The sequence below is a fragment of the Photorhabdus hindustanensis genome (assembly GCF_002968995.1).
GTDB classification, from domain to species: Bacteria; Pseudomonadota; Gammaproteobacteria; order Enterobacterales; family Enterobacteriaceae; genus Photorhabdus; species Photorhabdus akhurstii.
Window position 1 is genome coordinate 1 of record NZ_PUWT01000105.1, and the last position, 8,929, is coordinate 8,929.

General features: G+C 46.6%; 12 protein-coding genes. 11 read left to right on the top strand and 1 reads right to left on the bottom strand.

The genetic code is table 11. The annotated features are described in order from the left end of the window. A partial coding sequence (locus tag C6H66_RS23880; RefSeq protein WP_105396939.1) for a hypothetical protein occupies nucleotides 1-276 on the bottom strand: 276 nt, incomplete at its 3' end. A 124-nt stretch (nucleotides 277-400) separates the two neighbouring features. On the opposite strand from C6H66_RS23880, the gene C6H66_RS23885 reads away from it, so the two are divergent. The 11 genes from C6H66_RS23885 to C6H66_RS23940 form a co-directional block, all read left to right on the top strand. Further along, nucleotides 401-580: a hypothetical protein gene (locus tag C6H66_RS23885; protein ID WP_105396940.1), complete on the top strand. Its 180-nt coding sequence runs from the start codon at nucleotides 401-403 to the stop codon at nucleotides 578-580. A gap of 18 nt (nucleotides 581-598) precedes the next feature. Then, a complete protein-coding gene (locus C6H66_RS23890; protein ID WP_105396941.1) occupies nucleotides 599-1,243 on the top strand; it encodes a hypothetical protein in 645 nt (214 codons plus the stop codon). Between the two features lie 39 nt (nucleotides 1,244-1,282). Next, complete coding sequence (locus tag C6H66_RS23895; protein WP_146111116.1) at nucleotides 1,283-1,504, top strand: hypothetical protein; 222 nt, start codon at nucleotides 1,283-1,285, stop codon at nucleotides 1,502-1,504. Nucleotides 1,505-1,694: 190 nt separating this feature from the next. Continuing rightward, complete coding sequence (locus C6H66_RS23900; protein WP_105396943.1) at nucleotides 1,695-2,282, top strand: RNA polymerase subunit sigma-70; 588 nt, start codon at nucleotides 1,695-1,697, stop codon at nucleotides 2,280-2,282. Then, nucleotides 2,257-4,233: a phage terminase large subunit family protein gene (locus C6H66_RS23905; protein ID WP_105396944.1), complete on the top strand. Its 1,977-nt coding sequence runs from the start codon at nucleotides 2,257-2,259 to the stop codon at nucleotides 4,231-4,233. The genes C6H66_RS23900 and C6H66_RS23905 overlap by 26 nt, the downstream gene beginning before the upstream one ends. A 99-nt stretch (nucleotides 4,234-4,332) precedes the next feature. Continuing rightward, nucleotides 4,333-4,596, top strand: coding sequence for a gpW family head-tail joining protein (gene gpW, locus C6H66_RS23910; RefSeq protein WP_105396945.1), 264 nt, complete (start codon nucleotides 4,333-4,335; stop codon nucleotides 4,594-4,596). Beyond that, nucleotides 4,596-6,236 (top strand): phage portal protein, encoded by a 1,641-nt coding sequence (locus tag C6H66_RS23915; RefSeq protein WP_105396946.1) that lies wholly within the window; start codon nucleotides 4,596-4,598, stop codon nucleotides 6,234-6,236. The genes gpW and C6H66_RS23915 overlap by 1 nt, the downstream gene beginning before the upstream one ends. A gap of 5 nt (nucleotides 6,237-6,241) precedes the next feature. After that, nucleotides 6,242-7,090 (top strand): S49 family peptidase, encoded by an 849-nt coding sequence (locus tag C6H66_RS23920; RefSeq protein ID WP_105396947.1) that lies wholly within the window; start codon nucleotides 6,242-6,244, stop codon nucleotides 7,088-7,090. Between the two features lie 3 nt (nucleotides 7,091-7,093). After that, on the top strand, nucleotides 7,094-7,699 hold the full coding sequence (locus C6H66_RS26220) for a hypothetical protein (RefSeq protein WP_181150294.1): 606 nt from the start codon (nucleotides 7,094-7,096) through the stop codon (nucleotides 7,697-7,699). After that, nucleotides 7,699-8,100, top strand: a complete 402-nt coding sequence (locus C6H66_RS23935) for a head decoration protein (protein WP_105396949.1) — start codon at nucleotides 7,699-7,701, stop codon at nucleotides 8,098-8,100. The genes C6H66_RS26220 and C6H66_RS23935 overlap by 1 nt, the downstream gene beginning before the upstream one ends. A 107-nt stretch (nucleotides 8,101-8,207) precedes the next feature. Beyond that, nucleotides 8,208-8,929 (top strand): major capsid protein (locus C6H66_RS23940; protein ID WP_105396950.1); only part of this gene is annotated, 722 nt, incomplete at its 3' end.

Consider the following 8,929-nt stretch of genomic DNA (forward strand, 5'->3'; position numbering starts at 1 on the left):
TTGATAAAGAAGATGATCATAATCAGTAAAGTTACAAACAAAAATGGAAGCTTCATTATCAGGAGAGAAATTTTTTGCAGCTTTTCTTACTGCAACTAGAACGTCATGTGCTGTTGCATTAAAAGCACCAAAATAAGTACCATCAGGTAGTTTCAAAGTTTTTCCCTGCTGTGAAATATGACGGTACAGTTTTAATTCGAGCATTATTTCATGAAATCTTTCATAGCCATCATATTCTGCACCATATAGTTCAACCCTTACTAAGAAGTTATTCATAGCTATTCTCTTATTTTGACTGTGGAAAGGAAGAAACCCGCGCCGCCTGAGTGGGTTAATAAAGCAGGCATATAACCAGATAACAGGTCGCTAAGCGGTCTTTTTATTTTGAGGAAATAGCACGATGACAACAGATGAACAAACAATACTGATGTTTCGAGGGTTAATTGCTTCATTGCCAGAGCGGCAACAAGAAAACTGCCGTGCTTGTGAAAAGGTAATGCATAAAATGTTGGCTGATTACCCGGATGGAGAGGCTCTTCTTGCAATTGGGTTGATTGGTGCTGAGTTACAGATATCTTAGGATATTAAGGTTGGTCTGATGGCTGGATTAAAAGAACTGTCTAATAAGCTGACGCAAATAAAGAAGCAAGTCCCATTTGCAACAGCACAGGCTTTAACAAAAGTTGCCCGGCAGATTGAACAAGCTGAAAAGAAGGCGATAGAGCGTAAATTAGATAATCCAACCCCTTTTACAGTCAAATCGGTGGGTTCAGTCGGCGCGAGCAAAAGCAATCTGAAAGCGAAAGTCTTTGTTCGTGATATTGCCGCAAGTTATCTCACACCCTTTGAGGTGGGTGGGGTACATAAACTTAATAGCAGCGCGTTATTAAATCCGAAGAACATCAAATTAAACAAGTATGGCAACTTACCCCGTAACAAGCTGCAACAACTGAAAGCCAAGCCGGATGTATTTATCGGTACGATAGATAATGTTGATGGAGTATGGAAGCGCAAGAAGGCCAAGAAAGGGAAGAAGGGCAAGAAGCGATTAAAGCGTTCCCCGAACGGCACTCGCAGAGAGAGGAAAAAGCAGCGCCCGCCAAAGCTATTAATCCGGTTTGGTGATGCATTACCTGTTGCTCCGATTCTTGGTTATCAGGAACGCGCAAGAAAGATGGCTGATGCATTGATGCCACAAGCCATGAGTAAGGCGCTAGATGAAGCCATTAAGACAGCTAAGTGATAGAATGGCCATTGATACTTAGCAATGAACGAGGTTTCTATGTTTAATGATTCAGACCACAAAATTCCGACACCTCTTACTGTTGAAGAGATAGAGAAATTTTTTAACGCCATACAATATCAACTGGAAGATGCCAGAACATCTCTTGATGCTGCAAAACGTGGAGATCCAAGTCTTTGGTATGTATTAGAGTGCTTTAATGTCATTGCAGAGCTAGCAGATGCAGCTTTAGCGGGTAATGCTATTAAGGATATAAAATAATATTAATTCTCATTTAAGGCGCTACCAAACTCAAAGAAGATTGGCTATCATCAAAGAGCCATCCAGATAAATGATAATAGTTCTCATCTAGATTAAATGGGTCCTTCCCAGCGACATTTAAATCATGGGACATTGCGCGCCCCGATGTTTCACTAGTTATAAGTCTTTGAAATTTAGGTAACATTGACAAATGAATCAGTCAGAATTTGCAAAATTACACGGTGTCAGCCGTAAGACAGTCACGCAATGGAAAGCTCGTGGCTGGCTGGTTCTTGATGGTGATGACATTGATGTAGACGCGTCAAACGCTAACGTTGAACGATATCGCAAATCTGTTACCCGGCCCGATAATAAAGTAGTCACAGGTAACAAACAGGGTAACAAGTCAGGTAACAACTTCCCGGGTAACAAATCTGACAGCGGACGCACGGAGTCACCGACAAAAATCGTTGAGCGGATGATCGCCGAAAAGGGCGCAACGATGACATTCGACGAAGCCCGGACATTAAAAGAAAACTTTCTCGCGTTGCTCACTCAATTAGAGTACGAAATCAAATCCGGCCAGGTGCTTCCTTACAAGGACATGATTGAAGCGGTTGGACAAGAGTATTCAAGAATGCGCACTCGTTTAATCGCTATTGCTCCAGAACATGGCCCGCGTTTGCGGGTGCTAGCTTCTACCACTAATGACACGGAGTTTGTTCAGGCGTTACAGGATGTGGTTTACGAGGCGATGGAGGAATTAAGCCTTGATGAGAATAACAGAGGAGAAAGCTAACGCCTCCGCTTGGCAAAATTTTACACAAGAGTTATATAAACGTCGCCCTGATATCCGTCCCCCTGAGCCCTTATCATTAAGTGCGTGGGCGAACAAATACGCTGTACTGTCAAAAGAAACCAGTGCGCAAACGGGTAGATTCCGATCTTTTGCTTATCAAGACGGCATCATGGATGCTATCACAGACCCGACTGTTACCTATGTGTCTGTTATGAAATCGGCTCGTGTCGGCTATACAAAAATTCTCGATCACGTAGTGGGTTATTATCTGGCGCATGACCCGTCTCCAATCCTCGTCGTTCAGCCACGTGTTGAAGATGCTGAGGACTACAGTAAAACTGAAATTGCCCCAATGCTGCGTGATACCCCGGTGTTAGCTGAAATCTCTGGCGACCCAAAAGCAAAAAACAGTAACCAGACCATCCTGAAGAAAACATTTTTGAACGGCTCGAACCTAACGCTTGTAGGGGCTAACAGTCCGGGCGGGTTTCGTCGTATCACATGCCGAATCATCTTGTTTGATGAAGTGGATGGTTATCCGTCTGGCGGTGCGGGTGTTGAAGGTGATCAGATAGCATTGGGTACAAAGCGTTCTGAAACGTTCTGGAACCGCAAAATCGTATTGGGTTCAACCCCGACAGTGAAAGGTACTAGCCGGATTGAAAAATCATTCGGCGATAGTGACCAGCGTTATTACTATGTCCCCTGCCCACATTGTGGTGAATATCAGGTTCTTGAGTGGGGCGGTCCAGATACCCCGTACGGGATCAAGTGGGACAAAGATGAGAACGGAAATGGCTTGCCTGATACTGCTTACTATGTTTGTCGTCACAATGGTTGCGTGATCCATCACAACGAAAAAGGCGGAATGATAAAACACGGAGAGTGGCGAGCATCAAAACCCTTCAAAGGCCATGCTGGGTTTCATATCTGGGCGGGATACAGTTTGTTTCCGAACGCAGCGTGGAAATACTTAGTTGCAGAATGGTTACGGGTGAAAAATGACCCGTTGATGCGCCAGACATTTATTAACTTGGTTTTGGGTGAACCGTATGAAGATCGGGGCGAAAAGGCACTCAGTGAAAAACGTCTGCTTGAACGCTGTGAGGTATTCGCTGCTGAGGTGCCGGATGGCGTAGCAGTTTTGACAGCGGGTATTGATACGCAAGATGACAGATTCGAAATTGAGGTTGTTGGATGGGGCCGCAATGAAGAAAGCTGGTCAATTGCTTATGATGTGATTGAGGGTGATCTTGAAACTGATGAACCGTGGAAGCGATTAGATGCTTATTTGAAGCAAGTTTGGCGGCGTGCTGACGGGCGCGGCTTTACTATCATGGCGGCTTGTATGGACTCCGGCGGCCACCACACTCAAAAAGTCTATGAATTCTCTAAGGCCAGAATTGGCCGCAGGATATGGGCCATCAAAGGAGAATCGGCACGCGGCGGTAAGCGTTCTCCGGTGTGGCCGACAAAGAAACCCACATCACGGACTAAATCAAGTTTCAAGCCCATTATTCTTGGCGTTAATGCGGCAAAAGATACTATCCGCGGGCGTTTGCATCTTGATCCTCCGCTACCCGGCGAGGCGGCGGCAAGTTATATGCACTTTCCGGCAGACAGAGACCTGAATTATTTCAGTCAATTGTTGGCTGAACGTTCGGTGCTCAAAGAGTCGGGCGGGCAAAGGTTCCGCGTGTGGGAACAATTGCCGGGCCGTGCTAACGAGGCGCTTGATTGCCGCGTGTATGCGTATGCTGCGTTATGTGGACTGTTGCACATGGGACTAAAACTGAATGCATTAGTTACCAGCATCACAGAAAATCCGGGCAGATTATTGCCAGCGCTCGCAGAACCGGAAGAAAAAATCAGCTTGCAATATCCCGGCGTTATTATTCAAGAGCCTGAAAAGACGAAACGAAAAAGCTTGTCTCAACTTTTACCGTCTTAGGTGTCATATATGCCCCCTTTTTAAATAAGCGGTTCATATTTACCACTAATTATAGTGGTCCCTGAAATACGGACAGCCACTTTCCTGATAAGGATCACTATGTTTAATCCAAAAACTAGCTTGCTGGCTGGCGCAATGACGCGCGAGCAACTTAAAGACGCATTGATGAAAGCGCAGCAGGCTTACATTGAACTAGCTGCGGGTAGCCGTGGAGTGTCGTTTTCATACACGCAAGGGGATGGGACCCGCTCAGTGTCATATCAACAAAGTTCACTAGCGGATTTGATGGCGTTGATTCAGTTACTACAGGCACAACTCGGTATCGTAGCAAGGCCGCGAAAGCCGGTAAGGTTTAGGTTCTGATGAATACAGTAAGAATTTTAGGCCCGGACGGACAGCCTTTACCACCATCACGCCCGAAAATGTCTATGCTGGTCGGCGGCAGTCGTGTGCCGTATGACGCTGCTGATACATTTAGTGATCAGCTTGCGAACTGGCAGCCTGCGCTGTGGTCGCCAGACAACGAAATCAATATCTACCGTGACCGGATTGTCTCACGCGTCAGAGACTTAGCGCGTAATGATGGTTGGGCTAGTGGTGCGATAACTAGGGTTCTTGATAATGCCATCGGTGCTAATTTCCGGCCCATTATTAAGCCAGATTATAGAATGTTGGCACTGATGACCGGCAATCAAAAGTTTGATGCAACTTGGGCTGACGAATACGGAAAAGTCGTTGAGGCACACTGGCGTAGTTGGGCCAATGATCCGGGGCGTTATTGTGATGTTGAGCGCAAGCAAACTGTTTCCCAGATGTTGCGTCTGGCGTTTAGACATAAGCTATTAGATGGTGATGCACTGGCTGTCTTGCAATATCGAACTGACAGATTAGGTCCCGGACGTGGCCGCTATGCAACGACAATTCAGATTGTAGACCCGGACCGACTCAGTAACCCGCAACAAAATTTCGATATGCCACATATAAGGGGTGGTGTAGAGATAGACGATGACGGCGCACCTACGTTTTATCACATTCGCGAGGCCCATATCGGCGATTGGTGGAGTGGCGCAAAGACAATGACATGGGAGCGTGTGCCGCGTGAAACTGCGTGGGGGCGTCCGCATGTCGTCCACGACTTTGATCACGAGCGCGGAGCACAACACCGCGGCAATGGCATTTTAACCCCGGTTGTTCAGCGTCTGAAAATGCTGATTAAATATGACCAGTCAGAGCTTGAGGCTGCAATACTCAATGCGATATTCGGTGCTTATATTGAATCCCCGTATGATCCTGCATTAGTTGAAGCGGCATTGGGTGAAAGTGAGGATGAGAATTTAGGCGCATATCAACAGGGACGCGTCGAGTTTCATAATGATCGCCGTTTATCTCTGCAAAATGGGGCACGACTCCCGATTTTGTACCCCGGCGAGCAAATCAATACAGTGAACGCAGCGAGACCTCATAGTAATTTTGAAGGTTTTGAAAGTGCAGCACTACGCAATATCGCGGCGGCAACAGGGCTGTCCACTCAGCAAGTGACGCAAGACTGGTCCGATGTGAATTACAGTTCGGCACGTTCAGCCATGTTAGAAGCCTGGAAAACATTAACCCGGCGTCGCGCTGATTTCTCAATCGGCTTTGCTCAACCCATTTTAACCGCCTTTATTGAAGAAATTCACGATATAGAAGATTTACCTTTGCCAACTGGCGCACCTGATTTCCTAGAGGCGCGAGCCGCTTACTGTAGGGCGCAATGGATGGGGCCGGGCCGGGGTTGGGTAGATCCTGTTGCGGAGAAGAAGGGTGCCATTTTGGGTATGGATGCCGGGCTTTCTACTCTTGAGATGGAGGCCGCAGAAAACGCCGGCGAAGATTGGGAAGAAATGCTCGATCAGCGTAAACGTGAACTCGATGCGTTTAAAGAACGGGGTTTGACTCCTCCGTCATGGGCGCAACTGGATGTTCCCGCTGATAAAACTATTCAAGACCCTAAAGTAGAGTAGGCACAATGAATTTACCACACTTAGCCCAACGACTATTTAATACCCCTCTAGCGCTACACCCGCGCAAAGCCGAAGTTGTCATGGCCGCACTAACAGATAGATTTGGTATTACACGGATTAACGCAATGTCGGATTGGGACGATGACGGTAGCTTTTCGCGTCCTAAAAACGATGCAGGTTATGACGTTGTGGAAGGGATAGCCGTTATTCCGATTCAAGGAACATTAGTCCAAAAATTGGGTTCTTTACGTCCGTATAGCGGCATGACTGGATACGATGGTATCAGGCAATCCTTTTTGACGGCACTGTATGATCCCGAAGTTAATGGCATCTGTTTGGATATCGATTCACCAGGCGGCGAAGTGGCCGGATGTTTTGATTTGGTAGACGAGATTTATTCAGCGAGAGGAACAAAGCCCATTCATGCCATTTTATCCGAAGCCGCTTATTCCGCTGCATATGCGTTAGCCAGTGCCGCAGACAAAATCTATGTGCCACGTACCGGTGGTGTGGGTTCAATCGGGGTGATTGTCATTCACTGCGACTGGTCACAGCGCATTAAAGAGGACGGGTTACAAGTGACAATAATCACTTACGGGGACCGCAAAGCAGAAAGTAACCCTTATGTTCCGCTAACTGAACAGGCCCGCACTGCGATTCAAGATGACGTAGACGCGATGGGAAAACTGTTCGTGAGTACGGTTGCCCGCAATCGTGGCATTTCTGAAAAAACTATTCGTGGCACTCAAGCGGCATGTTTTTTAGCCGCCGAAGGTGTCAGTCTGGGATTGGCAGACGAGGTTATCACTCCCGATGCTGCATTCCGAAAATTACTGAGAGAATCAGGAGTTTAATACATGTCTAAGTTGAGTTTCGCCCATTTATTGGGTATCAAAAAATCAGCATCAGAAGATGATGATGACAAAGAAAAAAGCAAAAAAGCGAAATCGCGTCGTGCCGAAGAAGAGGAACGCGACGATGAAGACGCTGAGGATGATGAAGACGATACCAGAGCTGATGAGGATGACAAAGATGATCCTGATGCTGAGGAAGATGACGACGATAAAGACACTTCGTCTAAAAAAGGGAAAAAGGCCAAGTCTCGCCGTGCCGACGATGGTGATGACGATGAGGACGCCGAAGAGAATGACGATAAAGAAGAAGGCCGCCGTGCCGAACGGAAGCGTTGCGCTGCTATTTTCGGCAGTAAACACGCTGCGGGCAGACCGGACATGGCCGCGCATTTAGCGTTCAATACTCGCATGTCAGCACGTGAAGCTATCAGCACTTTAGCATTAACAGGATCAGCACCAGCCCCGCGTCGCGCTTCGTTGGATGAGCGTATGCAACATGCACAACAAGTCAGATTGGGGCCTGATGCTCGACAACCCGCGCGTGGTTCTGTTGAAGCATTGGTTGCCAATGCAACCAGCCTCTATAACTCAGTGAAAGGTAAAAAATAATGGAACAAATCGGACAAAACCCATTTGCCCCCGGCATGACATCGACAATGTTCGTTCCAGATCAGTTAGTCTCCGGTCCTTTGCAACTAGTGACTGACACAGTGACAATTGCAAAAGTGGGGTTATTGAAACGGGGAACAGTTTTAGGGCTTATCACTGAATTAAAAGAGTATGCTTTGAGTGTTAAAACATCTACAGATGGTAGAGAGAAACCTATCGCTATTCTCGCTGATGATGTTGATACAACTACAGAATCAAAGACTTGTGGGGTTTATTTGCTAGGTGAGTTTAATCAAAATCGCTTGATATTTGATGCAAGCTGGACACTGGAAGATCTGAAAACCGCATTACGTCCCTCAGCGATTTTTATTCGCGATAGCATTCAGGCTCCGATAGCCTAATTTCATTACCCCATTATTGCATTTAATGCCATTTACCCGGCGGGGATGCGCTCGTTTTAAATTTGACTGGTGGCCCCGGCTGCCAGCATTGCATATAGAGAAATTGCATGAGTAATAATATTAGCATTTACGATACTAACGTATTAGTGCAAGTCGTCCCGAATCTAATGACCAGCCAAAATTTTCTATTAGATCGATTTTTCCCCAATGTAATAACGGAAGATACAGAAAAGGTATCAATTGATGTGGATGTGGGTAAACGCCGGATGGCACCGTTTGTCTCTCCGCTTGTAGAGGGAAAAGTAGTAGAAAGCCGTCAATACCAGACAAATACCTTTAAACCCGCATATATAAAAGATAAGAGGGCACCCGATTTTCGTAAGCCTATTCGTCGTCAAATTGGGGAGCGTATCGGTGGCGAGTACACGGCAGCAGAACGCGAAATGCTGAACTTGCAATTCGAGATGGCCGATCAAATCGACATCTTGAACCGTCGTCTGGAGTGGATGGCCGCCAACGCTTTGGTCAAATCACAAATCACGGTTGTTGGTGAGGGTTTCCCGGCGACAGTAATTGATTTTGGCCGTTCATCTAACCTGACGATTACCTTAAGCGGTTCGGATAAGTGGCCGCTTAAGGTTGCAGCAGGAGTAACAAACACGCAGCCGTCTGATGATATTGAATCATGGCAGACATTAATTCTGAAAGAATCGGGTTCGGTACCAACGGATTTAGTCTTTACACCTTCTTCATGGAAAGCATTCCGTCTGGATACGTCTATCAAGGATACCGCGATAACTTTCCCATCGTTGAACCCGTTTGGTAATCA